Here is a 24,420-nt window from a genome sequence, read left to right as displayed (position 1 = left end):
ATTCTTTACCTTGTGCAAGTACCGGCCTGTAGGCTGCGGCACCTGCGACCGGCTGCATTACTCGGCAGCGATTTCTGCGTTATCGATACGGTAGACGGCGCCGTCGCCAGTCCCCCAAGCCGGGAAGACCATCAGTACATTGATGTCACTGATATCCAGGCCAGCATCGAATAACTGTTGCAAGGTAAAGGTGTAGGTTTGCCATTGACCCAGGACTGGCGCTTCGCCTTCCACACTGTCAGTCAGTGGCAGTTCAACAGCGGTTGCCGCACCGGTAGATTCAATTTTGAATAACCAGCTTGAGTCCGGGTCAGACGGGTTAGATACCACTTTCATGTCAAAGCGAACCACCCCTGTGCTCAGCAGAGCGGAAGCGTCGTAAGACACGCCGTCATCGGCCAGAAAGCCCATTACCGTTGGCTGCGAGCCAATAATGAACTGTGCTACGGCACCTTTGCTGTCGTCTTCGTCCATCTCTACTGTTGGTGTAGAACCACCACAGCAATCCCAAATAGACCAGCCATCGGCGGCGACATCTTCGAACAGTTTAATGCCGTTAGCCGATTCCGCAGACGGGTCGTAGATGCGGGCGTTATCCACACGGTAAACCGCGCCATTACCGGTTCCCCAGGCTGGGAAAATCATCACCACGTCAATGGCACTAACATCCAGACCACCAGCTGATAAATCAGACAGTTTAAAGGTATAGGTCTGCCATTCGCCGGTTACCGGAGCAACGCCTTCCTGACTGTCAGTAACAGGCAGTTCTACCGCGGTAGCTCCGTCACTGGATTCCAGCTTGATTAACCATGAGGCATCCGGGCTCGATGGCGCATCAACCACTTTCATTTCAAATTCCAGTACACCGGTTTCTAAAATGGCACTGGCGTCAAACGGTGTATCACCACCACCATTGGCACCGCGGGTAATAAAGCCCATTACGGTTGGCGCTTCGCCAATTGAGAACTGTGCAACCAGACCATGATCATCATCGTCGAGTTCTTCAGTAGGCATAGAGCCGCCACAACAGTCCCACATTACCCAATCCGGGTTTTCACCGTCGTCAAAGAACACCACTTCCGGTGATGGTGCTTTAATTTCAACGTTATCCAACTGGTAAACGGCACCTTCGCCCAGTCCCCACGACGGGAACACCATCAGCACGTCAATTGCGCTCACATCCAGCCCAATATCTGCCAGCATCTGCAGCGGAAATACATAGGTCTGCCATTCGCCAACCACAGGAGTGACACCGTCGCGGTTATCAGCCAGAGGCAATTCGGCAGCACTTGCCGCATTGTTGCTCTCCACCTTGAATAACCAGGCAGCATCCGGGCTGGCCGGTGCAGACACGACTTTCATATCAAATGAGATCACGCCGGTTTCCAGCATGCCAGAGCCATCAAAAGGAGAAGCCTGACCGTTTTCGTCGGTAATAAACTCATCACGGCTGATAAACCCGTTAACCGTGGGCGAAGCACCCACCATGAATTCATACACGGCACCCTGATCCGGATCTTCAACAATCATTGGCGTTGAACCACCACAACAGTCCCAGGCAGGCCAGTTAGGATTCGCCGCATCGTTAAAGATGGTCAGGTTTTGTACCACACCACTTGATGGTGGTGTTGGGATAGGCGCCTCACCTTCAACCAGCGCATCATCCAGGCTTTCGTAGCCAGGCCGGATGGTTTCACAACCTTTACCGGTGTCCGGGTCAGATGCACACTCATACACATGTACATAGTCGATAACGTATTCCTGGCCAGCGGCAAACGCTTCCGCGTCGATGCCCATATTATTGACGTTTTCAGGCCAGTCACCGCCAACCGCCAGGTTCAGTAACAGGTGGAATTCCTGATCGAACGGCGCGTTATTCCAGAAAGTCGTTAACTCACCGGTGATTTGATCGTAGTACTCAGCAAACCAACCACGGTGGCTCAGACCCATAGCCTCACCGCTGGCGTTATAGCGTACTGTAGACTTACGCTGGGTGGCATACAGATAACCGTCTACATACCAGCGAATTTCCCCTTCCTGCCATTCAATAGCATAGGTGTGGAAATCATCAGCCGGATTCATGTCTGCCGGGAACTCATAAGCTTTACCGGAGTTCACATTGTTTGGCCAGTCGCGACCATAATGCAGGGTACCGTGAATGTTAGACTCAACATTATCTTCCGCGTCGGCCACTTTCAGGTTAACCGCTTCCATAATGTCGATTTCACCGGATTTCGGCCAACCGCCATACACATAGTCGGTAGGCAGCATCCAGAATGCCGGCCAGCTGCCCTGCCCTGACGGCAGTTTGGCGCGCATTTCGAAACGGCCGTATTTAAAGTCACCTTTATAACGGGTGTTTAACCGGGCAGACGTGTAAGGCTTTTCAGCCCCTTCCTCTGCTGGCAGTGCAACGATATGCAGCATACCGTCGGCGACATAAGAATTTGCCGGATCGTCGGTGTAGCACTGTTGCTCATTGTTACCGCCGCCGGCGCAATTTACTTCGTGTGTCCATTTAGCGCTATCGATTGCGCTACCATCAAAATCATCACTCCAGACTAACTGCCAGTCGGATACCGGCTGAGCCGGATCAACGGTGGTAAAATCTGATTCTGTTTTGGCGCTTTCGCCGCCACAACCCATCAGCGTTGCCGCGGTCATAGCAGCAAGCAAACGAGATAGTTGCATTGTTGTGTTTTTCATTCTTCAGCCCCGATCTAAACGGAATTTATGTTGCGTCACCTGTCGGATCTCATCCGCCGCAAAGGTGTAAGCGCTTACATAATCAATCAAAAATTTATGTAAGCGCTTACAGAGACTATTACATCAAGTTAGAGAAGTAAATTCAAATTAACAATTTTTTTACTATAAAGTGCATCACGATTGTGATTTTTGGTTTGTGCTATCAGCAAGGCTGGCTCAACGGATTAAGGTTAAGCATTACTCATGAAATTCGCTTTAATTACATTGATTTGTATTAATTCCACTCAACTACCCACGGAAATGAAAACGTTTAGCAGCGTGGTTGTTTAAGCGCTAAACGCGCTCACCGCCTTCATTTTTATGCTCTGTTGTACTGAAAGACAGACACATAGCAAATCATTTGATTAACAATTGACCAATGGTTGAATATTGCAGGATCAAGCGCAAAAGTGGGAATATTGGCTGATTTTATGTAAGCGCAATCATTATCGTGAGACAATTTACTAAATACCAACTTCTGAGACAATGCGTGTGTCAGTAAAGCATAAAGGCGCTGGGATTAAATAAACTCATCACACTGAGGCACTGGAGATTAGTAATGTCCAGCGCGTCTTCCAGATCTTCGTGAGCCAGTCCCAGGGTTTCATGTAAATGGGGCAGCAGATTGTTATAGCTTGGATAAACTTCGGTATTTACGTTATCCAGTGCCAGTACATAAGACAACTGCAGGATCTGAATATCCAGTTCGGTCGCCGGTGTGTCGGTATTATGAATATGCTCCAAAGGATGGCTGATAGCCTCTGGTATACCCCAGTTTTTAATAATACCGGCAGATAAAGAAGCGTAGGTAAAACCACAGATCGCCTGTTGTAACTCCGCCGGTTTCACCCTGGCATTAAATGCCGTGCAGCGCTGCGCTTCTTTGGGATACATAGACACCATCGCCAGCTCACCAATGTTATGCAGCAAGCCAGATACAAACAGCCGCTCTGACTCTTTGTGTTTCTTTTGCTCAGCAATGTATTTAGCCAGCAAACCACAGCTAACGCTCTGCTCCCAGAAACGGTCCAGATCGATAATTTTGGCTTCAACATTACGAAACGCGTGGGAAATACCGTAGGCCAATGCCAAATCATAAGCGGCACGGGTACCTATCACCTGCAATGCCTTGGTGATAGTCTCAATGCGATTAGGGAATTTATACAACGCACTGTTAGCCACTTTTAACAACTGGCCGGTCAGTGCCGGGTCGAAGGCGATAATTTCGCCAATATCATCCATGCTGGCAGCGCTATCATCCATGCACGCTTTCAGACGGGTCACAGCTTCAGGTAAAACGAATATTTCGGTAGCTTGTGAAGCAATTTCAGACACATTTTTCATATTAAAGCCTCTGCTGCGAAAGCAATCCTTTTAAATACTTATTCACAACAATATCCATTCTCTGCACTACTGATATAGCGCATCTCTGCTGGCACTGCCACTAAATTGGCGCCATTATTTCAAGTGTAGCTGAAATTTCAAAGTATTCCCGTCCAAAGGGCGTCGCGTTGCGACTAGCGTCGAGGTTTCCAGGGATTTCACCAGCACAGTCACGCTTTTGTTTATCGGGCAGGCAATACCACTCAAGGCGCCCTGCTCTGCCACAGCGCCGTTGAGATAATCTATTTCGGTTACCCGGCCGGCCTGCAAATCCCACCACATAGAAGAACGCGCCGTAGGTTCTATATGCAACATAGCGCTGGCCAGACGCTTAAACAGCCAGTCAGGTAAACGTAAAACGGCGGGTAAATAGCGAGCCGGGACCCGGGTGAGTTTGGGGAGCCTGATATGGCGGGCGGCAGTCACCGCCAACAGTTCGTCCATCAGCGCCGCGATCACCTGCCGGCAACCTCTGTCCAGCAACATGGTTCTTACCGGCTGATTAACAATAGCATTGATACTGTTGGCCAGATTGAGCTGCAACTTAGCCCAGGCGACGGCTTCAATATCCTTGTGCCAGGAGAGCGTCAGAAGCTTATGTTGCACCGCGCTCAGCGCTTTTGTTAGTTCAGGGGCCAGCTCTCCTTGCTGCTCCAGGTAAAACTCCCCTTCCGTGGTCTTTTGCAACTGCTTTAGTGATTCATTCCAAACCACGTTGCAGCCCACAATGCCCTGTAAAACGCGAATGCCTGGTAAGTACTTTCGCGCTAGCGTTGCTGCGCCAAGCCCGTTCTGACAACAAACGACAATACAATCCGGCGCGATCACCGGCTGTAAACGCGTCAGCATTTCTGCTAATGCCGTATTTTTAACTGTCAGCCAGATAACACTGCGTTCAAATTTAGCCGGTAGCTCAGCCAGGCATTCATCTGCGCTCGCTTTATATTCTGTTTCGTTACCTGCATAGTCAGTAAGGGTTACGCCCTCAGCCAGCCGCTCCAGCCAGTTCGGGCGACCAATAAAGCTCACCCGGGCAGACTGGCCGATAATGCCGCCCAGAAAACCACCAATTAAACCACTACCGGCAATGACATGCTGATATTGCGCCATAAAAATTATCCAGGCGATGAAAGACATGCCTATGTTAACCGACTTTACTCGTGTGCAAAGCACAAGCCATGGTATATTTGCGGTTTTAAGCGTTGAGCCTGATATGACAGAAAAGGTGTTGATAATTGGCGCGGTATGGCCGGAGTCAAAATCTTCCGCGGCCGGGCAGAATATGGCTGCGTTAATTAAACTGTTTGCCGCTCGGGACTTCGGCATCCATTTTGCCAGCGCGGCGGCCGAGAGCCTGCATAGGGACAACGACCTGCTTCTCGCGTGTACGCTGCACACAATAAGTCTTAATGACGCCTCCTTCGATACTTTCATTGCAAAGCTTAACCCCGCCATCGTCATCTTCGACCGTTTTATGACCGAAGAGCAGTTTTCAGCGCGGGTTAAACAGCATTGCCCCGATGCGCTGCATATGCTCAATACCGAGGATTTACACAGTCTGCGTCATGCCCGCCATGAAGCGGTTAAGCAAGGAGGATCACCCAACGACGCAAAATTAAACAATGCCTTTTCACAGCGCGAGATAGCCGCCATTTTGCGCAGCGATATCAGCCTCATTATTTCATCGGCAGAATACCGCCTGCTCACCGATTATTATCGGGTACCAGATAAACAGTTACAGCTATTTCCGCTCCAGCAACCACTGACTTCCCCGCCTGAGCTACCCGATTACCCGACGCGCCAGCACTTTATCACCGTGGGTAATTTTCGACACGCGCCAAACTGGGATGCGGTCTTGCAGTTAAAGCAATTATGGCCGGCCATCCGGGCCCGGTTACCCGATGCTGAACTACACATTTACGGGGCTTATCCACCGAAAAAAGCCACCCAGCTCCATAATGCGAAACAAGGCTTTGTTGTAAAGGGTTGGGTAAACGACATCGGCAAAGCAATGGCCAGCGCCCGGGTTTGCCTGGCACCACTTCGCTTTGGCGCCGGGATCAAAGGTAAACTGTTAACGGCCATGCAATACGCCACCCCCAGTGTTACCACAGAGGTTGGTGCTGAGGGCATTGCCAGTGCTGAAGAATGGCCAGGCAAGGTGCTAAGTTTAACGCCGCCAGCGGCGTTTATCGATGCTGCCTGCGAGCTGTACCGCGAAGAGGCGCTATGGCAACAGGCCAGTCAACAGGCTAACACCGTTAGCGCTGCCTATCAGCACGCCCAGCGCCAGGCGCAAGCTGCCTTATTTGAGAAAATTACCGTTGCCCTTAACGATTTGCCGGCATTTCGCCAGGGTTTATTTCTGCATAGCCTGATGTGGCACCACAGCCTGCGTGCTTCACAGTTTATGAGTCAGTGGATAGAAGCGAAAAACCGCTAATCAGTTTTGCGGATAACCACGTATACACTCATACGGGTTACCAACAGGACAGTCGAATGAGGCATTACTTTACACTTGGCCTGAGCATGTTTTTGCTCACTTTCAACCATACTGCCAGTGCACAATCGCGTTTGGCACCACAAAATATGATGGCGCTATGCCAGGGGCTCGGTCAGGCCACGGCTACAGTGGCCCAAGGCCGCGAACAGGGTGTCCCCGACAACAAAAACGAGGGTGTGCAAGTGCTTAAACGTATCTCTCAGCACAGCGGTAACGATTTTGTCAGTCACATTGGCCAGTTTCTTAACCAAACGCAAGACCTGCCATACCTTTGGCAGGGCATGTTGTATACTCACGCCTGCTGGCACAGTTATCAGGACAACCCCGCTCAGGTGAGTCTGATGTCGTCTCTGCTGCCTTTTCGCTGCGACATGGACAACCCCGCCATGGACTGTATTGATGAAACGTTTTTAACCCTGCCCGGCGAGGCAGCGCAAATTTGATCAGTTACTTACTGCAGATTGGTGCCGTATCTGCCTGATCACTTCAGCAATACCACTCGCCCGGGACTGGCTCAGATAACGTTCGAGCTGTATCGAGGCAAACCAGTCATCAAAATCGAAGGCAGCAATTTGCTCAGGCGAAAGCTGATTGACTTTTTCCTGGATCACCGCCAGTACGCCACGGATTATTTTACTGTCTGACCAAGCCAGCATTGCTACGTGGTGGTTATCATCCACAGTGAGCTGCAACCACACCCGGCTCTGACACCCCTGCACTTCGCTGTGCTCATTGCGAGCCTCAGCGTTCAGCGGATACAGCGCCTTGCCAGCCAGCATGAGTTGCCGTAACAGATTATCCCATCCCTTCGCCTGTGCCAGCTGCGCGGCAAGGTTGATGCTATTCGTCGTCATCAGTCAGTTGTAACAGTAATTCGTCGGCCGACGTAACAATGCCCTCGCGCAGATTGCCTGAGGGAAATAACACCAGACCAATCTGATTTTTTTTCAGGCCCGGCAACCAGGTCCCGGTAAACTCATCCAGCGCTATGGCCTGAGGCTTACTGTCGGGTAGATCCTTACGTTGCCAGAACGCGACGCTGGCCTCATCAGGCCATACCGGCAGACAGGTCTGGGTATCACTGTCGACCATTACCCAGCCATCGGCGCCCATCAGCCCCCAAATCGTTTGGGTTTCCAGTACCCGTTCAACCAATAACTCTCCCCGCTCACGGGCCGGAAGCTGACTTTCCTGTTCTGTTTGTGCCGTCATAATGTGACTCAGTTAATTATTTTCGCCGATTATACCTGTTTCTGACATTTTGTAAGCCCGGGCGTAACCGGCGGTTAAGCTCAGCCTGGCTTTCTGGTACTATGCCCGGCATCGAAGATTTATCTACCCGTGGATTCAATGAAAGTCATCTCTTTTAATATTAACGGCATCCGTGCCCGCATTCATCAGTTAACCGCCCTTATCGAAAAGCACCAGCCAGATGTGGTGGGATTACAGGAAATCAAAGTTGATAATCCCCAGTTTCCAGTGGCCGATGTGGAAGCACTGGGTTACAACGTGTATTTTCATGGTCAGAAAGGCCATTACGGCGTGGCGTTCATGACTAAGCAAACACCCAGCAAGGTGCAATATGGCTTTCCTACCGACGATGAAGATGCCCAGCGTCGCATGATCATGGTCACGGTTGAAAACGATCAGGGCCAACCGGTTACCCTGCTTAACGGCTATTTTCCGCAGGGTGAAAACCGCAGTCATGAAACCAAATTCCCGGCCAAAGAGAAGTTCTACGCCGATCTGATGCACTATGTCACCTCCGAACATACCCCTGAAGATAATCTGGTGATCATGGGCGATATGAATATTTCTCACACCGACAGTGATATTGGCATTGGCGAAGATAACCGCAAACGTTGGTTACGCACCGGTAAGTGCAGCTTTTTACCGGAAGAACGGGAATGGCTCAATACATTACTCGATTGGGGCCTGTACGACAGTTTCCGCAGTCAGCACCCGGACTGCACCGATCAGTTCAGCTGGTTTGATTACCGCTCCAAGGGCTTTAACGATAATCGCGGCCTCAGAATCGATCTGATCCTGGCCACGCAGAGTATGCATAATACGTTGCAGGAAACCGGTATCGACTACGAACTTCGCGGTATCGAAAAGCCTTCTGACCATGCCCCCATCTGGGCCACCTACAAAGGATAAACCATGACCACATTACAACTGGTCGGGCTGTGTTTATTTGTGGTGTTGCTGGGCTTTATTGTCCGCAACATTCACTGGCCCGAGTTTGTTGCCTCGAAACAAAAGCAGCATATGCTGTTTGGCTGCGCAGCCGCCGTGTTCTTTTTATGGATTTTTCGCGCCAGTGTACCCGGTGATCCCAGCCCCAGTGTGCATTTTATGTGGTTGGTAGCACTCGCGCTAATACTCGGTTTCCGATACGCCATGATAGCTGCCACCATCGCCCTGCTTGGCGCTACCGCCATTGGTAAGGAAAGCTGGGCAATGTTCGGGATTAACGGCATGCTTGGCATTGCTGCCCCCGTCGCCTTTAGCTATATGTTGTTTATGCTGGCGTTTCACAAGCTACCCAGAAACCTGTTTATTTATGTGTTTCTGTGCGCTTTTATTCCCGGCGCGCTGGCCATCGCACTCAAAATTGCCCTGATGAGCGGCTACTATGTACTGGACGGGGTTTATAGCTGGTCTACGGTGAAAGATTCCTATCTTATCCTTATTCCGTTATTGCTGTTTCCGGAAGGCATGTTAAACGGCATGACCATGACTATTCTGATCATTTACTTTCCGGGTCTCGCTTACACTTTCCACGATAAATTCTATATCGACGGCAAATAGCCTTAGTTAGTTTCGTGTTGCCTGGTTGGCAACGCGAAACTTAAGCGTTACACATAAACCACCAGCCGGTTCTAACGCAAAACTTATCTCCCCTTCGTTAAGACGCATGGCCTCGGCCGTAATGGCAAGCCCCAGCCCTAAGCCGCCGGTATCTGAATTGCGTGCGCTATCAGTACGATAAAAAGCTTTCGTTAGTCGCTCAAGCTCCTCGGGAGTCACACCAGGCCCGTCGTCACAGATAACCACCTTAAACCACTCAGCATCGCACTCACAGCGCAACGATACCGATGAACTGGCATATTTAAAGGCATTGCGCACCACATTTTCGATAGCCGTAACAAAAGGCTCCTCATAAATGTTTAAGGTGGCGCTGCACAACGAATGTTGCCAGGCAATGTCCATCCCTTTGGCTTCAAAGGCAGCGTCTTCGCATAAGTCATCCAGTAGTGCTTCTGTAGTGAGTAACTGGCGGCCCTGCTGAATAGCATGGGCTTCCATGGTGGTGAGGTCGCTCAGGCGCTGGATATGCAAATTCAGTAGCTCGCTTTCCCTCTCAGCCCGCTCCAGCAATGGCAAAATGGTGGCGTCATCAGATTTTTTACGAACCAGTGCCAGCGTCATTTGCAGCCGGGTTAATGGCGTGCGCAACTCATGGGAAATATCGGCGCTCTGGCGTTTCTGATTCTGAATAAGCGCGGCTATCCGCGCTGTCATATCATTAAACTGTTCAAACAACCGGGCAAACTGCGCATTGGACGCAAACCGTTTATCTTCACTGGCCGGGTTATCCACCTCGACTTTGTGCGAAAGCTGCCCCCGCCCTACGGCGTTAAACGCGCTGCCAAGGCGGTTAAGTGGCTGCGCAATCGAGCGTACCAGCAAATAGCTCATCACACTGGTAACGATCAGAAAAATGCCAATAATGCTCCACCATGGCATAGCACGAAAAATCTCCATTGGCCGGGGACGCTCCGGCCGCCATAGAATGAGCTTAAGCTCAGGTTGCGATGGCAGTACGCCCGGGCCAAGTAAGCGGGTCCATTCCAGGTTAATATCGCGCAGGTGTTCACTTTGCAGAAAGTACCAGAATCGCGGGTTTTCAAAACGCTCTCGTAATGACTTTCGCAGCGGCGCACTGCTCAGGACAATATCGAGATCGTTATTGATCACAAACCATTCAAAGGGCATACGCCGATCAGATTTATTCAGCTTGCGACCGAGTCGTCGAAAATCCCCGTCATTATCAGCGATCAGGGTATCCACACGGTTAACCATTGCATTGAGAAGATCACGGTCTTTGCCCTGCAGGTGATTTTCGTCGGAAAACTGTTGGATCAGCACGGCCGGTATGGCAATCGACAGTACCGACACTAACAATGTCAGCCAGAACCAGCCGAGCACTTTGACATTAAAACTACGAATGGGGCTTATCATCCGCTGAAGATCCCGTAGCCCCTGCCGCGCTGACTTTTTATTTCACAAGCAGAGTCAGCCGCGCTGAGCTTTTTGCGTAAATTACTGATATGCGTATCGATACTACGGTCAAACGCCTGCAGTCGCCGACCTAAGCACTGCTCCGACAAATCATCTTTACTGATCAGTTCGCCGGGCGCATTGGAAAGCTGCTTAAGCAACGCAAACTCGCTGCCGGTAAGTTCCAACAACTGTTTTTTACAGCGCGCTTCCATCCGCTGTAAATCAAGCTGCAAATCGCCCAGCTCAATGCGTTTAGCCCGCGAGCCAACTCCATTATTTTCAGGCGAGTCACTGCGGTCTCTGGTGCGGCGCATAATGGCCCGGATCCGAGCCAGCAACTCACGATCGTTAAATGGCTTGGCAAGGTAATCGTCGGCGCCAAGCTCAAGGCCCAGCACTTTGTCCAGATCGTCGCCACGGGCGGTCAGCATCAGTACCGGTACCTCACTATTCTGGCGCAGCACTTTAAGCACATCCAGACCATTCAGTTTGGGCAGCATAACGTCCAGCAAAATTAATTCGATATTATCGTAATGCAAAGCGGCGTTAAGGCCCGACTCACCGTCTGAGAAATGCAGCACTTCGTAGCCGGACATACCGAGAAACTCGATCAGCAGCTCCGCGAGGCCGGCGTCATCCTCAATTAATAATAGGGTCATCTTTCTACTGTCTACCTCTATTGCTTAAGGCCAATAATGCCTGACTTTTCACATGTTCACAGCACATTTGCATATCTTAACGTTACCTGACTTTTAACCAGATACTATTAAAACCGTCCTCATACGGGGAAGCCAAATAACCAGGAGAACCTGATGAAACGTTTAATGAAAAAACTCAGCATTATTACCTGTGCCGCGATGATTGTTGGCACCGGCATCAGCGGCATGGCTATTGCCGCTAACAGTAACCAGCCGCAGGCAGAACGCGAAATGCCACTTTTGCCACCAATGATGGAGAGGCTGGCCGATAAGCTTGACCTTACCGAGGCCCAGCAAGCAGAGCTAAAAAGCCTCAAAGAGCGTCAGCAGGCTCTGCGCGCCGAATTCTGGGAGGTCTTTACCGATGAACAGAAAACCACCATGCTGCAGGCCATGATGAAGCACCGCAAAGACCGCAGTGGTGATAAACATTTCCGTAAAGGGCACCACAAGGGCGAGCGTGGCGACCGGGGCGAACGCCCGGATGACACCAACCCATCCCGTTAAAATTTTCCTCTTCCCAACTTTGGCCGCTTCACTCAGCGGCCTTTTTTATGCCGCCGGCTTTTTTTTAACCACGTAGCGCCATACCACTGTGCCATCCTCTATTGCGACTTCACTTTCCAGTTCGCCGCCGCAGTGCTCTATCATCCCTCGCGAGGCAAGGTTATTTTTATAACAATGAATATGCACATCACCAATCCCCAACTGGCGGGCAAAGTTGATCGATTGCTGCATCAGATAATTACCCAGCGACTGGCCTCGGGCAGACGGGCGAACGCCAAGGCCAATATGCCCGCCGGCATAACGTAAATTATCGTTAAGGGTATGTCGAATATTGGCCACTGCCAGCAGTTCATCCCCGCTAACCAACCACCGCGTGGTGCTTGCCACATAGCCATCCGGCAGGTTCACACCGGCAGCGAAATCAGCAATTTTTTGCAGCATCGCCGCAAAGTCACGATGGTCAAAATCCATCGGGAAAGGATAGCGCTCTTCCTCCCCCAACTCATCTATATAACGATGATAAGAGGCTTGCCAGGCCATACCCGGGGTTACCAGAGACAGTTTATCGGGATTGAGTATCATTGTTCTTTTCCGGTAAATCATTACACAGTGCGCAGTACTGATTACGATGAAAATTCCACGCTCGCGTAACCGCAAAGATACCCAGGCTAATCAAGGCCCAGAACAGCGCAAAGCTCAGTGAGTCTTTCAGGGTATAACCCTTAACGTATTGCGACAGGGTAAAAATGCCTGTGAGCACAGGCAACGCCACTGCATACTGGCGTAACCATTTTTTAACCGGCATAGACACGGGGAATTCCTTCTTGGTTTAGCGGATTAACTCTGGCGCTGCCTGAATACCAGCCACTTATCCAGTTCATTGCCAAACGCCTGTTTTTCACTGGCTCCCAACGCCGGCGGCCCACCGGTTTGCACACCGCTGCTGCGCAGGGTATCCATAAAGTCGCGGATATTAAGCCGTGATTTTATATTTTCGCGGGTAAACAGTTCGCCTCGGGGGCTGAGCGCCTGAGCGCCTTTGGCGATAACTTCATCGGCCAGCGGAATATCACTGGTGATCACCAGATCGTTTTCATTACAGCGCTGGACAATTTCATTATCGGCCACATCAAAGCCCTTGGGTACCTGAATACTGTTGATAAACTTTGATGGCGGCGTACGAATATACTGATTGGCAATCAGCGTGACTTCGGTTTTGGTGCGATTAGCCGCCCGAAAAATAATGTCTTTAATGACCACCGGGCAGGCATCGGCATCAACCCAAATTTTTAGCATAAATGATTTAACAGATAAATTAGCATGCCGGCAATCATCCTACGCGGCGCAGCGAATAGCAACCTTAATGCCCGGGCGGTTTATTCAGTTTCGTCTCAATACTTTCATTCTGCCGTGCAACATGAAACGTTGAGCCAGGTATAACTTGACAAACGAGCGTTCCTTTTATAGAATGTTCGATATATCGAACAACTTTACTGCTCATGCAAAGTATGGATAAAGCATCACTGATCACCCTTGGCCAGCATCTTCAGCAACTTCGTCTTGAACGAGGGCTGTCGTTATCTCAGTTGGCTGCCGATGCAGGTATTGCCAAGTCTAACCTGTCGCGGCTGGAACAAGGTAACGGTAATCCGACTCTCGACACCATCTGGCGATTGGCAGTGCAGTTAAATATGCCCTTTAGCGCACTGGTGGCACCGGTTAACAGCACCTTTGGTGAAACCGGCATGGAAGTCAGGCTCATTGATCAGGGTCAGGATAATCCAAAGGTAGATGCCTACTGGATGTCGGTAGCCCCGCATACCACACGCCACGCAGAGCCCCACACTGCAGGCACCACCGAGTCCATTACATTGATAAGCGGCAAACTGGAAGTGGGTAACACAGAAAACCTCAGGCAACTAAGCGCCGGGGAAAGCTTTACTTTTGTTGCCGACCAACCCCACCTGTATGCCACCGGTGAGCACGGCGCCACGTTTTTAATTACCATCATTTATCATCAGGCCAACCAACATGAATAATCGCTCCAGCGCTTCTTTATTGTCGCCCTGGCTACAAGGCATGCGCGATGCCATGCCCTTACTGGGCGGCTATATTCCCGTGGCAATCTCTTTTGGTCTCATTGCTATTCAGGCTGATTTCAGCGTGTGGGAAGCCACTGCGATTTCGGCGTTGATTTACGCCGGCGCTTCGCAGTTTCTGATGGTCGCGATGCTGGCCAGTGGCGCATCAACGTGGCTGGTAGTGGTAATGACGCTGCTGATTAATGCCCGTCACGTGGTATATGCTCCTAATTTAACACCACTGCTACCACCCGGGCGACGCTGGTTAGCGTTGATGCACGGGCTTACCGATCAGGTGTTTGCCCTGGCGCATAACCGTTTACCCCAGTTGCCCATGGCTACCCGCCTGGGCTGGTATTGCGGCGCAGCCCTGCTGGCCTGGGCAAGCTGGGTGCTGGGCACTACGTTAGGTGCGGTAGCCGGTGCCAGCCTGACTCAACAGTGGCCACTGCTTGGCGAGGTTATGCCCTTTGCCCTGCCGGCACTCTTTCTGGTACTTATTGCGCCGCGTTTTACTTCGCCCCTGTGGTTTATTGTGCTTGGGATCACCATTGGCACGGCCTTATTGCTGGCAGTGCTGCAATTTACCAATGCCGCCATTCCGGTGGCAGCCGCCGCCGGTGCGCTGGCTTATTATGCGCTAATGGCACTTAACCAAAAAACCGGAGCTGAGCATGGACACTAATCGTTGGCTGGTTATATTTTTGTGTGCTGCGGGCACCTTTTTGATTCGAGCCTTGCCGCTGGTGTGGACCCGCAGGCATCTGGCTCGCCAGCAAAATGACACGGCCAATACCCTGCCAACCTGGCTGGGACTGCTCGGGCCGCTAATGATTGCCGCCATGTTTGGCGTTTCCCTGGTACCGGTTCGGCAGGATTGGGTGGGCGTTATCGCCACGCTGGCCGGTTGTGCCACCACACTGCTCAGTTGGTATCGCAGCCGCACGCTTGGTAAGCCGGTGTTTATCGGTGTAGTCGTGTTTGGGTTCGTGACCTATGGGTTAACCCAACTGAGCTAACCGGGATACGGCTCTGTACCACGGGAGTGATGATTTAACTTATACTCAGCCCATTCGGAAAATTTACCTCTTACCGGGTGATCACCACATCGGCAGACACTTCGGCAAACTCAGCAACTTCTGGCGGGCTTTGTGGTGCTGCGGTTTTAACAGTTGGCGGATTAACCGCTTTAATTTTGATGCCCCGGGTACGATTGCGCACATCAGAGGACGTTTGCGAGTTATTAATAAGATACATACCTGATACCGGCGATTTTTGTAATTCGCCTAAAGGGTGCGTACTGGCATACAAAGTGAGCTGTTCTACGCCAACAGGCGGCGTGACTTCTAGCAGAAAGCTGTCTTTGGCGTCGGGCACGGTGTACAGCACCTGGCCCTGAAAATGGTTTTCACTGCGGTATGGGTTGGGCAGTAATTGTACCTGGGTGCCATCGTTCATGGTATACACCAGGCGTCCAAAGAACGGTTTATTGGCTTTGAGGTAGATACTCACCTGCTCACCTACTGCATATTGCGTTTTGCTCAGCCATAACTTGACGGTAAGAGGAATGGTCGGGTCGGCAAGCAGCTCTTCACTGACAAATTGCTGATCGATATTTTTCTGCGGCGTGACCTCAGCGCGAATGGTTACCGTTAAACAGCCGTCTTGCAGCCGCCTTGACAAGACATCAAGGGTTTCTACCGAGGCATTGGAATAAGACTCAATCAGGTCCTCTACCACCACATAATTGTTCATCTTGCTGTAGCTGTCTACCGAGGTTTGCAACGCTTCAGCGGCATTGCGCCGGGCATCGGTAAGTGCCAGTTGCAGGCGCTGGGCATCTCCCCCTTCGGCCTCGCAGCTTTCGCCGGTTGCCTCAACAATAGAAGAATAAGCGGCTAATGCGCTCTGCGCAGAACACATTAACCATAACGCACCACAAAATATCGCTTTTTTAATCACCCTGACTACCCTAAACCTGCAGGCTATATGACCTTACTTTAGTGAAGAAGTCAGGGTAATACAATCAACTTAGTCCGCGCCCGCTCAGGGCTTAATGGCGTAATCCACCACAAACACACCGTCGAGGATTTCTAGCTCGCCCAATAACTCACCAAATTTACTGTGCTGTGGGTGTGGTAAGTATTTATCCCGCGCTTCGGCATTTTTAAAGGTCATCTGGTAAATGTGTGTAAAACCCTGATCAAGGTTTTCCGGGCTGTTATTAATGCCGTATTCAAAATTCAGAATGCCGGGGATCTTATCCTTCAGCGCTCTGAATGCATCCGTTACCTGCTGGATCTGGGCGGGCGTGCTGCCTTCTTTGTACTTAAATACAACAATGTGCCGAACCGGCTCATATTCATCGTCTTCGGCTGCTGCACACCAGGGTGATACCAACATCAAACCGACTATCGCTACCTTCCACCATTTCTGCATACTTTGTCTCAGTTGTTAAAAAAATGTGCTTTACCATAGCGATACCGGCCACGCAGAGCAACGGGTAATTACCGTTGCCGGATTAAATTTACAGCGCCTGACGCAATATATCGAAAACCGTAAGGCCTAAAGCAATTAGCACAACAATAGCGCAAAAAGCCAGTAAAGTAGTTACCCCGGCACGCTCCTGTTGGGGCAGCGATTTTAGCCATGTGTGGAATGTCATCTTTTTTTCCTAATCATTGCAAAATCCGAACTGCATACTGACTGATACGCCATATAACTACCACGACAATAGTCTGCCACACAGGGTGACACCACTATGACAGTACTTACTTTTCAATACGTTACAAATTTACTCTGCTATATTTTCCAGCCTGGCGATATAAGGAAGGTTGCGACTTTTGTTCTTCCAGGGTAAACCGTAGCCTACCAACAGTTCATCACTTTGCAAAGCCAGGCCGTAATATTCCTGAGCATCAACAGCCACCCGGCCCGGCTTTACAAATAAGGTCGCCACACTGATGGATTTCACCGCATGGTGAGAACGGATATGCGCCACCAGGCGTTTCATGGTTCCACCGGATTCAATGGCGTCATCCACCAGAATAACATCCTCGCCGGCAAGCGGCACATTGGGATGAAACATAATAGGCGATGCGTTATTTCGCTCTCCGGGGGTATGCGGACAAGAAATAGTTTCCATCAACACATCAAAATTGAGTTGCCGCAGCAGATCGGCACTAAAAAATATCCCGCCCGGAACCACTACAATCACCACTGCCCGCTCAAACAGGCCATTGAGTTGATCAGCTACGCGCTTTACGGCTTCGCTGATTTGTTCGGATGAGAGCACACACGCACCCATTGCATTGTTTGTCATAAGCAGCTCTGATTTAAAAGGTAGGTTTAAACATGATCACCAACAATTTACCTGCCATAAACGCTCGGCAAAAGTTATTACTCTGGTGTGCCAGCTATCTGGCGACAAAGCGTGCCAAGGCGACCAGATCAACTTTTGTGATCACCGTCGCCAGAGGTATAAAGCGTGTCCGTCGCGTGTTTTAAACCTGCCTGCGGTAAAAACTGATCGCTGATGGTTAAAATAGCATGTAAGTTGTTTTGCAGTTTATCCAGAGGCAAGTCGCCGGGCTTTATTGCCGTTTGCAGCAGATGTAGCGCCATATCAGCCAGCAGTAAACGTTGCTTGTCATGCCAGGCGTCATCCCCTTTCCCTGCCGGGTGCTCAAAATAAGCGCTTTCAACCTGGCTATGTATGTCCCAGCTGGTATCTATTATGGCTTGCCGTTGTGATGTGTTCATAAGTTTTTATCTGTGAGTTAGCATTAGGTTAAAGTTAATCATATCCGGGGCACTGCTTAGCAACTCATCCGCCGGAGAATTTAGCCAAACCGCTACAGGCCAGCTATCGCTTAGCCGCCTGCACGTGCATCCAGTCTCTGTCTTCGCTGCGCCCCAGACTTAACCATCCCTCACGCTCCCAGCTTTGCCACCAGAAATCCAGTGCCGGATCGGCAAGGCTGGCGCGATCGCTGCGCCAGCTCAGTTTATTCTGTGAAGGAAACCAGTCGATAGCTATCCCCCAGGCGTGAGTAGACCATGCGGTAGCACTGCCGCGCTTCTTACGATGGTTGTAACTGCCGCCATAGCGGTTGAGCCCATGTTGCTGGATGCCGGCATCGCCGTAATGTTGGTACACCTCATCAAGTACTTTTACGAGGCTATCACTGAGTTTTTCATGGATAGCAATCATCCGGGTGGTGGTAGAGAGATCCCAGTCCAGCCTCAACAGCCAGGGGCATTCTACGCGCACCAGTTCAATACTGCCGGGCTGGCCATAAAAGGCATTCAGCTCTGCCTCATTTTCCAGTGGAAACTGATGAGGGTTTTCCCTGACTGGCGTAATGTCGCTGAATTGACGAGCAATAGCCCCCTGCGTTAATAACTGCTGCAGTAACGTGGCTGCCGATTCAGTTTGCGGGCCGTGCAATCCATCTACCGGCCCCACGTCAAGCTGATTGTGCAGCGCCAGTAACTGCAAAGCTGCCACCCGTTTGCGCGCGTTGTTCCAGTCGGTCCAGTGCTCTGCGCTTAGTTGCCCGCTATTATCGCTAAGAAACTGATGCACTGCGGCACGGGTTTTCGGGCCGGATAAACCATCTACTCCGCCACTGTAATAGCCTTTCGATTTTAACGCCGACTGCACCAGCTTAAGTTCAGACTGTTTCATACACCTTCCTGTGGTTCACCTGACATACTCAAACCTTAAGAGTAAGCAATCCCAGCCATTCTGTACAGTTATTAACCAACCGAACGTACTCACTTAAGCCTGTTTAAGCAGACTGAAAATATGACTGTTATGAAATTGGCCGTTTTTAAAGATGGCGCGTTGTAATACTGCTTCTTCAGCAAAGCCCACCTTGCGTAACAGCGCCATAGAGGCCTGGTTTCCAGAAAAAACCGTAGCAAACAAACGCTCGATATCGGTATCCTCAAACACCTGCGTAATCATCTGCCGTACAGCAGCAGAGGCTATACCCCGTTGCCAGAACCCGCCCCCTAACCAGTACCCCAGTTCACCACTGCGGACATATTCAAATTCACCACGATTCACGCCGATGCATCCCGCCAGCTTTCCGTTGAATTCAATGGCCCGGTTCATCGCCAGCAGACTGCCTTCCTCAACCCACCAGGTTGCATCGTCCTGTGTGTAAGGCTGAGGGATTTTGGTTGATAAGAAGCGTGTAACAGCTTCATCGTTAAGCAGCTTCACCAGTTCAGGAACATCTGCCGGCGCAAACGCGCGCAGTGTGATCATATTGGTAACCGTTGTCTTTTCAGTAATTTACTATTCAGGCAGCCTATCACTTACGGCAAGAGGTGCAATCAGGATATTGTAAGCAGACATCAATAAATTTACGTCGATTTGCGGGAGGCCTGACTAACGGACTCTGCAGTTGTGCGCTGGTTTCGACAAATAAGGTAGAACCCTAGAATAAAAGTGACCAACAAAAGGCCATCCACTACCAGTAATAACAGAGCAACCTGTTCATAGCCGGCACCCTCTATGAATGCCGCCCCAATCTCAATGGTCACTGAGCTGACAACCGAACTGAACAAGGCAATCACGATCAGTAATGCCCCGCGGTTTCGAGTTTGCTGATAGTGATACAAAGCTATCGCGATGAGCGCTACACCACCAATAAATTGCATCAGTGGCTCAACAAACAAGGCCAGCATCAACTCCGGCGTGGTACTGCCCAGCCACTCGTGAAGCAAAACCAGTTCAGTCAACACGCTGCGCCCGGTTAAGTGCAGATTGAAAAAGCCCGGAAAAAACAGCCGTCGGGCTAATGGCCTTTACAGAAGAAATGCACTGGGTAGGCAGAAAAATAAGGAGTGACACGGGCAAAGTCCTTTTTACGATGACGCTCACGAAAATCAGACTTTACCTTTGCCATTAAGTTCCCTGCCTGACAAACAACAGTGCACGTGATTGCGCTTAATTTCATTCAAGTTGTCACTGCATGCAAGAGGCCGATTACATGAGCGCGGCGTTAAAGAGCATCGCGGGCATAAAAAAGCTCAGGCCGAACATCAGCGAGCCGGTAAAACCGAGTGCAACAACACAAAAAGCGGCCTGCACGGCAAAAACCGGCGGTTTGGCTGAGGCACTTTGCTGTAACAAGAGCACTGCGAACCAGAGCGCATTTCTAACTTTTTTGTACAGAAGTTTCAGCCCGTTAATTGCAGGTGTTAAGCCCACTAAAATTAAGCCAAACGCAATATCCATCCCGCCAAACTGTACCAAAAAGGCAATTTCCGGCAGTACGATCGCTGTCAGCAAAATAGCAACGCCAACCACCACTCGTTGCAAGAGCGATAAATCATTCCATAACTTCATATAATTTCCTTAACGGCTTAATCAAGGGAACCCTCTGCCCTTTCTTCCTGTGGCTCAAGAAACAGCGCGAGTTCACCGAGTGCTTCATCCAGTAACGACCACTCACCATCGAAAAATAGCGAAAATAGACGGCGTACTTCATTGTGCTGTTCGGCAAGGTAAACCTGTACCCGCCTTAAGGAGCCGCCGTTTAACGCTCGCTGGTTTAAGCTCGCCGGCGCGTTGACCATGCCCACCATATAGGCAAAATCCTCCCGACTGCCCACCACAGACACAAAGAGTTCGGCGTGAGTGCTAAGGTGTTTTACGGCAAGGGTAAACTCATTACCGGCCAGCTTATCACCGGTTTGTGGCGGCCAGAGATGGGCGTCCAGCTCACTTAAAAAAACCTGATAAGACACCAGCCCCTTATTTTCCAGCTGACAAAAGTTGCTTCCACTACGCTTTATCTGATAGGTGTAACCAGTATTTTTCATTACAACAATCCTTGTTGTTAGAGGTATCAAATCGCCTTACAGGCCCTATAGGTTATTGTCCCAGATAGTGTTTGATACACTTGAGTAACGGTAAAGCGAAGAAAGCGCTGGTATCGCTATAACCGCAGTTAACAATAAAACGGCGCCAGCGGTAATATTGCTGGCAAAAGCCAACAGGATGAATCCATATACACCAGTCAGGCTAAGCAAGGCACTCAATAACCAAAAGCTGCACCGCCAGAAAACCCGATTGACCACCGGCGAGCGACGGGCGGCCACAATGTAGCCGATTGCCAGCAGCCCCATTGCCATAAGCGGACCGTATCGACTGGCAATTCCACCGGTTTGACTGAGCAGTTTTTCCGCTAACCTTAAAATGGCTGGCAGCAACAACACCAGGATATACATCCATTGTGTTAAGCGCATGATAGTGGTTAATCCTTCACGTGGTGCTGTTTGTTACATTAGCCAGGCAATCAGCGCTGGTTTCGCCGTTTGATGGGAAATAATCCAAACCAAAAACCAGCTTCCAGTACAAATCCCAATACGACAAATAAAAACACACCGGTTTGACTTCCGTAGCTATACGCCGACAGCGCACCAATCAGTAACGCAACAATCAGTAAATACCGATATACACTTTTCATAATCTGCTCTTTATTCGTTGCAACCGGTTTCAGACCGCGCTGCTGTTATCTCATTAAGTCGACGCTTTAAAGTCTTAACATTGGCATTAAGCTCTTTAATTTCAAGTCTGTACTCGCGCAACAGATCGCGCATTTCACGTGTATATTTAACTAAAAGAGACAACACAACAATGACAAACCCGGCCGACAGAAAAATCAAAACCGCCATATCTAGGTTCCCGTCTTAATCGTCTGGTAAATGTGGTGAATAGCCGTTTTCTGCTTTCTGGTACCTGGCTTGAGCTTCACGCAAAAGCTTTTCCCGTTTTGAGTAAGCAGGAATACTCATCCACAGCACCAGGTAAATAACGAATCCGAAACCAAAAATTGCCGCAATCAAAAACACCAGTTGCAAGCCATTGAGGTTTAAGTGGTAGTAATTGGCCATTCCTCTCAGAGTACCCGAGACAAGGCCATGTTTTGAGCGGGTTAATACGCGATGTTCCATATGTGTTCTTCCTTGACACGCCAGGCTGTTGCTTAAAACAGCCCAAACCTGTGCCGCTAAAGCCCGGCACTTTGCTGGTTATTTATTTTTGAACTTTCACCGTCGCCATTGCATTTAATCAGCTTTTCGCCGAAGTTAAACACATTGTTAACCGCCACATAGCTGGCCGAGATAACCGCACTTGTTGGCATGGTGATGACGCCAATTATCTTTCCCTGCCAGTCGTAAAAACTGGTGTCGCCATCAGTTAAATCGACTACCTTAAGGTATTTTTGGTTACTGGAGAGATAACACTGGCTTGTATCAGCTGAATCTTCAGGCAGCACTACACAGCCACTCATCGCCGCGTTGCAAATAGCGCCACTGCTTTTGCTATGTTAAATCGCATCAAAACTCCCTTTTTGTACCTGATTTCATTAAACATATAATATATTTATGCTGGCTTGCTACCAAAACTTCCACCAGGGCGCTGCAATACCGGGATGCCTGACATCAAGGTACTGAGGTTCGCTGCGTTCACCAGCCCCATTTACCGCAACAATGCTGACCGTGAAACTAATGGGCTCTTGCTCACTGCTACTGCCATCCAGCCACACGAAGGTAAATAAGGCTTTATCATCAATAAACTTCGACGGTATCACCGCTACCGGCTCAAACAGTCGGTCTTCAAACTCTCCCCTTACCCGCTCAAAAATATACCCTTGCGCGGATAACTGCCCGACAGTTTAAAAGTAATAAACCCAAAATCAGAACAGGAGCCATAATTACCATCGTCACTGCCTCGCTCAATCCCAGCCACCTTAAAATTGGGCGTTACCGGGGCTAAAGCCTCAGTATGGCTCGCTTCAAAGGCTTCTAGCAGCGGCACTAGCGAACAGGCATTTAACTGCCCTGACACACTGCACAATACCGTTATTAATATGGCCAGGCCTGATCTACTTGTCATCTTATTCATTTTTAGCCTCTACTTCGGCGCTTCACCAAAGGCTATATCTATGGCTGGCCGCTTTTTCAGTTGCCGCGACTGGGCAACCGCCCGTTTCACAAACAACAGTTGCTCTGCCGGTGGCAGACTCACCAGTTGCTGTATAAACGTTTTGGCTTGTACTGCCCACGCTCTCTCGTCATCACAAGCCAGCGCTTCAGCAAAAAAATGCCGGGCCTGAATGAAGTCTCTTGCGTACAGGCAAATCATGCCTTTGTTCAGTGCTGCCCAGATGTGTTGGCTACCGCCCGCGGTATTGGCTAACACAAACTGTTGGGCCCGTTGAGGGCTTGAAAGCACGTCGCGATAGTAAAGCACGCGTTGCTTTGCCTGCTCCGCCAGCGATCTGGCCTGCAGCAAAAAAGTCTCTTCACTCTCAAACTCTACAAAGGCACTTTCCCGGTTTGCAAGATCATAAGCATAATCCGCCCTGGGGTACCACTGCCAGCTCACGGTCACGTTCAGGTAGGTGCCTTTAGACCACTGTGAAGGCTGAAATTCAGCAATAGCCACCCACCAGCCGTTGTCATCCAGCCATAGTCTTGACTGCCCTTTGCGCACCATATTTATGGGTTTTAATACTTCCCGGGCAGCGGTATTAATAAGCTTATTGTGTATCGGCACAACCACGACATTTTCCTGAGCCAAAACGGCAAATTAAATAATGGCGATTTGATCTGACAATCAAAATGATAGGAATGATCCAGAATACACGAGCCATAATTAAAACGCTTAACTATTGAGCCGCCTCAATAGCCATATGAATAAGCGGAAACGGGTTACCCTGCCCATCCAAAGCCGAGCGACCTGTTGGCTTAAATCCCATCTTTTCGTAAAAGCCAATGGCCTGCGGATTTTGTTCGTTTACATCCACTTTGATGGCACCCAGGTGTTGTATGGCATACAGTGTTAATGCACGTCCTATTCCCTTGCCGAAAAAGTCGGGATGGACAAAGAGCATTTCGATATTTCCTTCTGCCACGCCAATAAAGCCGGCCACCTCATTGCCTTGTTTTACCGCACCGAGCACCACAGCATCAAAATAATGTTCGAGGATCAATGGTTTGAGTTGTGCAATATGCGGTTCGGGTAAAAAATGGTGAGTCGCCCGTACGGACGCTTCCCATAAAGTAATTAAGGCCGGATAATCCTGCTGACTGACTTTCACAACGTTCATATGATTTCCTCAGGTAACAAAGCTAATCGCTCCAGTAAGAAAGGCACGCAATCCATCGCTTCAATGCGCTGAACATT

General features: G+C 50.0%; 37 protein-coding genes. 8 read left to right on the top strand and 29 right to left on the bottom strand.

What is annotated here, in order from left to right; translation table 11 throughout:
* Positions 1-57: 57 nt before the first annotated feature.
* The 3 genes from AC566Q_RS10570 to AC566Q_RS10560 form a co-directional block, all read right to left on the bottom strand.
* A complete protein-coding gene (locus AC566Q_RS10570) occupies positions 58-2,706 on the bottom strand; it encodes a family 16 glycosylhydrolase (RefSeq protein ID WP_499616483.1) in 2,649 nt (882 codons plus the stop codon).
* A 534-nt stretch (positions 2,707-3,240) separates the two neighbouring features.
* Complete coding sequence (locus AC566Q_RS10565) at positions 3,241-4,089, bottom strand: HDOD domain-containing protein (protein ID WP_499616479.1); 849 nt, start codon at positions 4,087-4,089, stop codon at positions 3,241-3,243.
* A 114-nt stretch (positions 4,090-4,203) separates the two neighbouring features.
* Complete coding sequence (locus tag AC566Q_RS10560; protein WP_499616476.1) at positions 4,204-5,238, bottom strand: 2-dehydropantoate 2-reductase; 1,035 nt, start codon at positions 5,236-5,238, stop codon at positions 4,204-4,206.
* A 25-nt stretch (positions 5,239-5,263) separates the two neighbouring features.
* Between AC566Q_RS10560 and AC566Q_RS10555 the strand changes: the two genes are divergently transcribed.
* Positions 5,264-6,571 carry a glycosyltransferase gene (locus AC566Q_RS10555; protein WP_499616474.1) on the top strand — a complete coding sequence of 436 codons (1,308 nt, stop codon included), beginning with the start codon at positions 5,264-5,266 and terminating at the stop codon, positions 6,569-6,571.
* 56 nt (positions 6,572-6,627) lie between these two features.
* The gene (locus tag AC566Q_RS10550) at positions 6,628-7,074 is read left to right on the top strand and encodes a hypothetical protein (RefSeq protein ID WP_499616471.1); all 447 of its coding nucleotides are present in this window, start codon (positions 6,628-6,630) and stop codon (positions 7,072-7,074) included.
* Here the strand turns inward: AC566Q_RS10550 and AC566Q_RS10545 are convergent, their stop codons facing one another.
* The gene (locus AC566Q_RS10545) at positions 7,075-7,485 is read right to left on the bottom strand and encodes a SufE family protein (protein ID WP_499616468.1); all 411 of its coding nucleotides are present in this window, start codon (positions 7,483-7,485) and stop codon (positions 7,075-7,077) included.
* Entirely contained in the window at positions 7,472-7,843 is a 372-nt protein-coding gene (locus tag AC566Q_RS10540; RefSeq protein WP_123325466.1) for a DUF2750 domain-containing protein, read from the bottom strand. Before AC566Q_RS10540 ends, AC566Q_RS10545 begins: the two co-directional genes overlap by 14 nt.
* Before the next feature lie 138 nt (positions 7,844-7,981).
* On the opposite strand from AC566Q_RS10540, the gene xthA reads away from it, so the two are divergent.
* Together xthA and AC566Q_RS10530 are read left to right on the top strand one after the other, a co-directional pair.
* Positions 7,982-8,791, top strand: a complete 810-nt coding sequence (gene xthA / locus AC566Q_RS10535) for an exodeoxyribonuclease III (protein WP_499616465.1) — start codon at positions 7,982-7,984, stop codon at positions 8,789-8,791.
* A 3-nt stretch (positions 8,792-8,794) separates the two neighbouring features.
* On the top strand, positions 8,795-9,445 hold the full coding sequence (locus AC566Q_RS10530) for an energy-coupling factor ABC transporter permease (RefSeq protein ID WP_499616462.1): 651 nt from the start codon (positions 8,795-8,797) through the stop codon (positions 9,443-9,445).
* Between the two features lie 6 nt (positions 9,446-9,451).
* Here AC566Q_RS10530 and AC566Q_RS10525 read toward each other — a convergent pair whose 3' ends face one another.
* Both AC566Q_RS10525 and AC566Q_RS10520 read right to left on the bottom strand, forming a co-directional pair.
* Complete coding sequence (locus AC566Q_RS10525; RefSeq protein WP_499616459.1) at positions 9,452-10,879, bottom strand: ATP-binding protein; 1,428 nt, start codon at positions 10,877-10,879, stop codon at positions 9,452-9,454.
* Complete coding sequence (locus tag AC566Q_RS10520) at positions 10,876-11,580, bottom strand: response regulator (RefSeq protein WP_499616456.1); 705 nt, start codon at positions 11,578-11,580, stop codon at positions 10,876-10,878. The genes AC566Q_RS10525 and AC566Q_RS10520 overlap by 4 nt, the downstream gene beginning before the upstream one ends.
* Before the next feature lie 153 nt (positions 11,581-11,733).
* On the opposite strand from AC566Q_RS10520, the gene AC566Q_RS10515 reads away from it, so the two are divergent.
* Positions 11,734-12,126, top strand: a complete 393-nt coding sequence (locus tag AC566Q_RS10515) for a hypothetical protein (protein WP_499616455.1) — start codon at positions 11,734-11,736, stop codon at positions 12,124-12,126.
* Positions 12,127-12,171: 45 nt separating this feature from the next.
* On the opposite strand, the gene AC566Q_RS10510 is transcribed toward AC566Q_RS10515, so the two are convergent.
* Genes AC566Q_RS10510 through AC566Q_RS10500 form a run of 3 tightly spaced genes read right to left on the bottom strand, consistent with a single transcriptional unit; the run spans position 12,172 to position 13,422 of the window.
* On the bottom strand, positions 12,172-12,708 hold the full coding sequence (locus AC566Q_RS10510) for a GNAT family N-acetyltransferase (protein WP_499616453.1): 537 nt from the start codon (positions 12,706-12,708) through the stop codon (positions 12,172-12,174).
* Positions 12,689-12,937: a hypothetical protein gene (locus tag AC566Q_RS10505; protein WP_499616450.1), complete on the bottom strand. Its 249-nt coding sequence runs from the start codon at positions 12,935-12,937 to the stop codon at positions 12,689-12,691. Before AC566Q_RS10505 ends, AC566Q_RS10510 begins: the two co-directional genes overlap by 20 nt.
* Positions 12,938-12,963: 26 nt before the next feature.
* Positions 12,964-13,422, bottom strand: a complete 459-nt coding sequence (locus AC566Q_RS10500) for a YaiI/YqxD family protein (RefSeq protein ID WP_499616447.1) — start codon at positions 13,420-13,422, stop codon at positions 12,964-12,966.
* A 212-nt stretch (positions 13,423-13,634) separates the two neighbouring features.
* Between AC566Q_RS10500 and AC566Q_RS10495 the strand changes: the two genes are divergently transcribed.
* From AC566Q_RS10495 to AC566Q_RS10485, 3 genes are read left to right on the top strand one after another with little or no spacing between them, the layout of a single operon-like run.
* The gene (locus tag AC566Q_RS10495; RefSeq protein WP_499616444.1) at positions 13,635-14,165 is read left to right on the top strand and encodes a helix-turn-helix domain-containing protein; all 531 of its coding nucleotides are present in this window, start codon (positions 13,635-13,637) and stop codon (positions 14,163-14,165) included.
* Positions 14,158-14,892: an AzlC family ABC transporter permease gene (locus AC566Q_RS10490; protein ID WP_499616441.1), complete on the top strand. Its 735-nt coding sequence runs from the start codon at positions 14,158-14,160 to the stop codon at positions 14,890-14,892. Before AC566Q_RS10495 ends, AC566Q_RS10490 begins: the two co-directional genes overlap by 8 nt.
* Positions 14,882-15,226 carry an AzlD domain-containing protein gene (locus AC566Q_RS10485; protein WP_499616439.1) on the top strand — a complete coding sequence of 115 codons (345 nt, stop codon included), beginning with the start codon at positions 14,882-14,884 and terminating at the stop codon, positions 15,224-15,226. The genes AC566Q_RS10490 and AC566Q_RS10485 overlap by 11 nt, the downstream gene beginning before the upstream one ends.
* Positions 15,227-15,296: 70 nt before the next feature.
* Here the strand turns inward: AC566Q_RS10485 and AC566Q_RS10480 are convergent, their stop codons facing one another.
* The 19 genes from AC566Q_RS10480 to AC566Q_RS10390 all read right to left on the bottom strand — a co-directional run bounded on the left by AC566Q_RS10480 (position 15,297) and on the right by AC566Q_RS10390 (position 24,343).
* Positions 15,297-16,169, bottom strand: coding sequence for a flagellar assembly protein T N-terminal domain-containing protein (locus AC566Q_RS10480; RefSeq protein ID WP_499616436.1), 873 nt, complete (start codon positions 16,167-16,169; stop codon positions 15,297-15,299).
* A gap of 84 nt (positions 16,170-16,253) precedes the next feature.
* A complete protein-coding gene (locus AC566Q_RS10475; protein WP_499616434.1) occupies positions 16,254-16,646 on the bottom strand; it encodes a Dabb family protein in 393 nt (130 codons plus the stop codon).
* Between the two features lie 88 nt (positions 16,647-16,734).
* Positions 16,735-16,872, bottom strand: coding sequence for a hypothetical protein (locus AC566Q_RS10470; protein ID WP_170308533.1), 138 nt, complete (start codon positions 16,870-16,872; stop codon positions 16,735-16,737).
* 129 nt (positions 16,873-17,001) lie between these two features.
* Positions 17,002-17,529 (bottom strand): phosphoribosyltransferase, encoded by a 528-nt coding sequence (locus AC566Q_RS10465; protein WP_105935897.1) that lies wholly within the window; start codon positions 17,527-17,529, stop codon positions 17,002-17,004.
* Positions 17,530-17,657: 128 nt separating this feature from the next.
* Positions 17,658-17,969 (bottom strand): hypothetical protein, encoded by a 312-nt coding sequence (locus AC566Q_RS10460; protein WP_105935898.1) that lies wholly within the window; start codon positions 17,967-17,969, stop codon positions 17,658-17,660.
* Between the two features lie 103 nt (positions 17,970-18,072).
* Positions 18,073-18,897, bottom strand: a complete 825-nt coding sequence (locus tag AC566Q_RS10455) for a peptidoglycan-binding protein (protein WP_105935899.1) — start codon at positions 18,895-18,897, stop codon at positions 18,073-18,075.
* A gap of 93 nt (positions 18,898-18,990) precedes the next feature.
* The gene (locus AC566Q_RS10450) at positions 18,991-19,485 is read right to left on the bottom strand and encodes a GNAT family N-acetyltransferase (protein ID WP_105935900.1); all 495 of its coding nucleotides are present in this window, start codon (positions 19,483-19,485) and stop codon (positions 18,991-18,993) included.
* A 98-nt stretch (positions 19,486-19,583) separates the two neighbouring features.
* A complete protein-coding gene (locus AC566Q_RS10445) occupies positions 19,584-19,961 on the bottom strand; it encodes a hypothetical protein (protein ID WP_146129607.1) in 378 nt (125 codons plus the stop codon).
* Positions 19,962-20,208: 247 nt separating this feature from the next.
* Entirely contained in the window at positions 20,209-20,571 is a 363-nt protein-coding gene (locus AC566Q_RS10440; protein WP_105935902.1) for a hypothetical protein, read from the bottom strand.
* 17 nt (positions 20,572-20,588) lie between these two features.
* Positions 20,589-21,047, bottom strand: a complete 459-nt coding sequence (locus AC566Q_RS10435) for a hypothetical protein (RefSeq protein ID WP_105935903.1) — start codon at positions 21,045-21,047, stop codon at positions 20,589-20,591.
* A 45-nt stretch (positions 21,048-21,092) separates the two neighbouring features.
* Positions 21,093-21,473, bottom strand: coding sequence for a hypothetical protein (locus AC566Q_RS10430; RefSeq protein ID WP_146129608.1), 381 nt, complete (start codon positions 21,471-21,473; stop codon positions 21,093-21,095).
* Between the two features lie 50 nt (positions 21,474-21,523).
* Entirely contained in the window at positions 21,524-21,694 is a 171-nt protein-coding gene (locus tag AC566Q_RS10425; RefSeq protein ID WP_170308534.1) for a hypothetical protein, read from the bottom strand.
* A 10-nt stretch (positions 21,695-21,704) separates the two neighbouring features.
* A complete protein-coding gene (locus tag AC566Q_RS10420; protein ID WP_105935905.1) occupies positions 21,705-21,902 on the bottom strand; it encodes a hypothetical protein in 198 nt (65 codons plus the stop codon).
* 15 nt (positions 21,903-21,917) lie between these two features.
* On the bottom strand, positions 21,918-22,181 hold the full coding sequence (locus AC566Q_RS10415) for a PspC domain-containing protein (RefSeq protein ID WP_105935906.1): 264 nt from the start codon (positions 22,179-22,181) through the stop codon (positions 21,918-21,920).
* 56 nt (positions 22,182-22,237) lie between these two features.
* Positions 22,238-22,522 (bottom strand): hypothetical protein, encoded by a 285-nt coding sequence (locus AC566Q_RS10410; RefSeq protein ID WP_105935907.1) that lies wholly within the window; start codon positions 22,520-22,522, stop codon positions 22,238-22,240.
* 105 nt (positions 22,523-22,627) lie between these two features.
* A complete protein-coding gene (locus AC566Q_RS10405) occupies positions 22,628-22,822 on the bottom strand; it encodes a hypothetical protein (RefSeq protein ID WP_105935908.1) in 195 nt (64 codons plus the stop codon).
* Positions 22,823-22,860: 38 nt separating this feature from the next.
* Positions 22,861-23,127: a hypothetical protein gene (locus AC566Q_RS10400; protein ID WP_146129609.1), complete on the bottom strand. Its 267-nt coding sequence runs from the start codon at positions 23,125-23,127 to the stop codon at positions 22,861-22,863.
* Between the two features lie 18 nt (positions 23,128-23,145).
* Entirely contained in the window at positions 23,146-23,796 is a 651-nt protein-coding gene (locus tag AC566Q_RS10395; protein WP_105935910.1) for a hypothetical protein, read from the bottom strand.
* A gap of 106 nt (positions 23,797-23,902) precedes the next feature.
* Positions 23,903-24,343 (bottom strand): GNAT family N-acetyltransferase, encoded by a 441-nt coding sequence (locus tag AC566Q_RS10390; RefSeq protein ID WP_105935911.1) that lies wholly within the window; start codon positions 24,341-24,343, stop codon positions 23,903-23,905.
* Positions 24,344-24,420 lie beyond the last annotated feature (77 nt).

This window comes from Alteromonas sp. H02 (assembly GCF_059682525.1).
Note: the sequence above shows the minus strand (reverse complement) of the source record. Positions and strands in the feature narration are given on the sequence as shown.

Excerpts from the sequence above, each read along its gene's own strand:
- AC566Q_RS10570 (WP_499616483.1), bottom strand. The coding sequence starts at position 2,706 with ATGAAAAACACAACAATGCAACTATCTCGTTTGCTTGCTGCTATGACC.
- AC566Q_RS10565 (WP_499616479.1), bottom strand. The coding sequence starts at position 4,089 with ATGAAAAATGTGTCTGAAATTGCTTCACAAGCTACCGAAATATTCGTT.
- AC566Q_RS10560 (WP_499616476.1), bottom strand. The coding sequence starts at position 5,238 with ATGGCGCAATATCAGCATGTCATTGCCGGTAGTGGTTTAATTGGTGGT.
- AC566Q_RS10555 (WP_499616474.1), top strand. The coding sequence starts at position 5,264 with ATGCCTATGTTAACCGACTTTACTCGTGTGCAAAGCACAAGCCATGGT.
- AC566Q_RS10550 (WP_499616471.1), top strand. The coding sequence starts at position 6,628 with ATGAGGCATTACTTTACACTTGGCCTGAGCATGTTTTTGCTCACTTTC.
- AC566Q_RS10545 (WP_499616468.1), bottom strand. The coding sequence starts at position 7,485 with ATGACGACGAATAGCATCAACCTTGCCGCGCAGCTGGCACAGGCGAAG.
- AC566Q_RS10540 (WP_123325466.1), bottom strand. The coding sequence starts at position 7,843 with ATGACGGCACAAACAGAACAGGAAAGTCAGCTTCCGGCCCGTGAGCGG.
- xthA (WP_499616465.1), top strand. The coding sequence starts at position 7,982 with ATGAAAGTCATCTCTTTTAATATTAACGGCATCCGTGCCCGCATTCAT.
- AC566Q_RS10530 (WP_499616462.1), top strand. The coding sequence starts at position 8,795 with ATGACCACATTACAACTGGTCGGGCTGTGTTTATTTGTGGTGTTGCTG.
- AC566Q_RS10525 (WP_499616459.1), bottom strand. The coding sequence starts at position 10,879 with ATGATAAGCCCCATTCGTAGTTTTAATGTCAAAGTGCTCGGCTGGTTC.
- AC566Q_RS10520 (WP_499616456.1), bottom strand. The coding sequence starts at position 11,580 with ATGACCCTATTATTAATTGAGGATGACGCCGGCCTCGCGGAGCTGCTG.
- AC566Q_RS10515 (WP_499616455.1), top strand. The coding sequence starts at position 11,734 with ATGAAACGTTTAATGAAAAAACTCAGCATTATTACCTGTGCCGCGATG.
- AC566Q_RS10510 (WP_499616453.1), bottom strand. The coding sequence starts at position 12,708 with ATGATACTCAATCCCGATAAACTGTCTCTGGTAACCCCGGGTATGGCC.
- AC566Q_RS10500 (WP_499616447.1), bottom strand. The coding sequence starts at position 13,422 with ATGCTAAAAATTTGGGTTGATGCCGATGCCTGCCCGGTGGTCATTAAA.
- AC566Q_RS10495 (WP_499616444.1), top strand. The coding sequence starts at position 13,635 with ATGGATAAAGCATCACTGATCACCCTTGGCCAGCATCTTCAGCAACTT.
- AC566Q_RS10490 (WP_499616441.1), top strand. The coding sequence starts at position 14,158 with ATGAATAATCGCTCCAGCGCTTCTTTATTGTCGCCCTGGCTACAAGGC.
- AC566Q_RS10485 (WP_499616439.1), top strand. The coding sequence starts at position 14,882 with ATGGACACTAATCGTTGGCTGGTTATATTTTTGTGTGCTGCGGGCACC.
- AC566Q_RS10475 (WP_499616434.1), bottom strand. The coding sequence starts at position 16,646 with ATGCAGAAATGGTGGAAGGTAGCGATAGTCGGTTTGATGTTGGTATCA.
- AC566Q_RS10470 (WP_170308533.1), bottom strand. The coding sequence starts at position 16,872 with ATGACATTCCACACATGGCTAAAATCGCTGCCCCAACAGGAGCGTGCC.
- AC566Q_RS10465 (WP_105935897.1), bottom strand. The coding sequence starts at position 17,529 with ATGACAAACAATGCAATGGGTGCGTGTGTGCTCTCATCCGAACAAATC.
- AC566Q_RS10460 (WP_105935898.1), bottom strand. The coding sequence starts at position 17,969 with ATGAACACATCACAACGGCAAGCCATAATAGATACCAGCTGGGACATA.
- AC566Q_RS10455 (WP_105935899.1), bottom strand. The coding sequence starts at position 18,897 with ATGAAACAGTCTGAACTTAAGCTGGTGCAGTCGGCGTTAAAATCGAAA.
- AC566Q_RS10450 (WP_105935900.1), bottom strand. The coding sequence starts at position 19,485 with ATGATCACACTGCGCGCGTTTGCGCCGGCAGATGTTCCTGAACTGGTG.
- AC566Q_RS10440 (WP_105935902.1), bottom strand. The coding sequence starts at position 20,571 with ATGAAGTTATGGAATGATTTATCGCTCTTGCAACGAGTGGTGGTTGGC.
- AC566Q_RS10435 (WP_105935903.1), bottom strand. The coding sequence starts at position 21,047 with ATGAAAAATACTGGTTACACCTATCAGATAAAGCGTAGTGGAAGCAAC.
- AC566Q_RS10430 (WP_146129608.1), bottom strand. The coding sequence starts at position 21,473 with ATGCGCTTAACACAATGGATGTATATCCTGGTGTTGTTGCTGCCAGCC.
- AC566Q_RS10425 (WP_170308534.1), bottom strand. The coding sequence starts at position 21,694 with ATGAAAAGTGTATATCGGTATTTACTGATTGTTGCGTTACTGATTGGT.
- AC566Q_RS10420 (WP_105935905.1), bottom strand. The coding sequence starts at position 21,902 with ATGGCGGTTTTGATTTTTCTGTCGGCCGGGTTTGTCATTGTTGTGTTG.
- AC566Q_RS10415 (WP_105935906.1), bottom strand. The coding sequence starts at position 22,181 with ATGGAACATCGCGTATTAACCCGCTCAAAACATGGCCTTGTCTCGGGT.
- AC566Q_RS10410 (WP_105935907.1), bottom strand. The coding sequence starts at position 22,522 with ATGAGTGGCTGTGTAGTGCTGCCTGAAGATTCAGCTGATACAAGCCAG.
- AC566Q_RS10400 (WP_146129609.1), bottom strand. The coding sequence starts at position 23,127 with ATGACAAGTAGATCAGGCCTGGCCATATTAATAACGGTATTGTGCAGT.
- AC566Q_RS10390 (WP_105935911.1), bottom strand. The coding sequence starts at position 24,343 with ATGAACGTTGTGAAAGTCAGTCAGCAGGATTATCCGGCCTTAATTACT.